At 39.0% G+C, this 823-nt stretch carries 1 protein-coding gene; it reads left to right on the plus strand.

The genetic code is table 11. The features are described from left to right. The coding region (locus C406_RS0119015; protein ID WP_017382219.1) for an IS3 family transposase at positions 1-774 on the plus strand (774 nt) is incomplete at its 5' end. Between the last annotated feature and the right edge of the window lie 49 nt (positions 775-823).

Raw genomic sequence — 823 nt, forward strand, 5'->3', positions numbered from 1 at the left:
GAGAGTCGTGCGATTCGTGAAGAACAAGATTATCAAGACTATTTACTATTGAAAAGCATTTATGATGCCAAAAGGGGGAAAATCGGCTATCGCGGGTTTTACATGGCTCTTGAAGATTTACTGGTAACGCCCATGAATCATAAAAAGATTCTTCGTTTGATGCGTAGGTTCAATCTATTCGCTAAGATAAGACGAGCAAACCCTTATAAAAATTGTGCGAAAGCTACTCATGCGCACCGAAAAATTCCGAATCGACTGAATAGACAATTCAAACAAGACGAACCAGGCAAAGTGCTTTTGACTGACATCACATACCTTCCCTATGGAAGTGGTCAAACCGCCTACCTATCATGTGTTAAAGACGTTGCCACACGTGAGATTATCGCATATGAGCTTTCAACTAGTTTAAGTATGCGAATTGTTTTTCGTACTCTAGCTAAATTAGAAGAATCATTAGGAGGAAACATTCATCCAGAAGCGATGATCCACTCAGATCAAGGATTCCATTACACACATCCAGATTTTCAAGAACTTGTGAAAGAAATGGGTCTAGTTCAATCCATGTCACGTCGTGGTAATTGTATAGACAATGCCCCTATGGAGTCATTCTTTGGCCATTTTAAGGATGATGTAGATTATAAGGAAGCAGTGAGTTTGGTAGACCTGAAGGGTATGATTGATGACTATATGATGCATTACAATACAACACGTAAACAATGGGACTTAAAAAAGATGACTCCGGCACAATACCGAAGTCATCTAATCGCAACATAAATTACAGGTACCTTTTTATTAAACTGTCCGTTAATAAGGGCTCAGTTCA

The sequence above is a fragment of the Paenisporosarcina sp. TG-14 genome (genome assembly GCF_000297555.1).
GTDB classification, from domain to species: domain Bacteria; phylum Bacillota; class Bacilli; order Bacillales_A; family Planococcaceae; genus Paenisporosarcina; species Paenisporosarcina antarctica.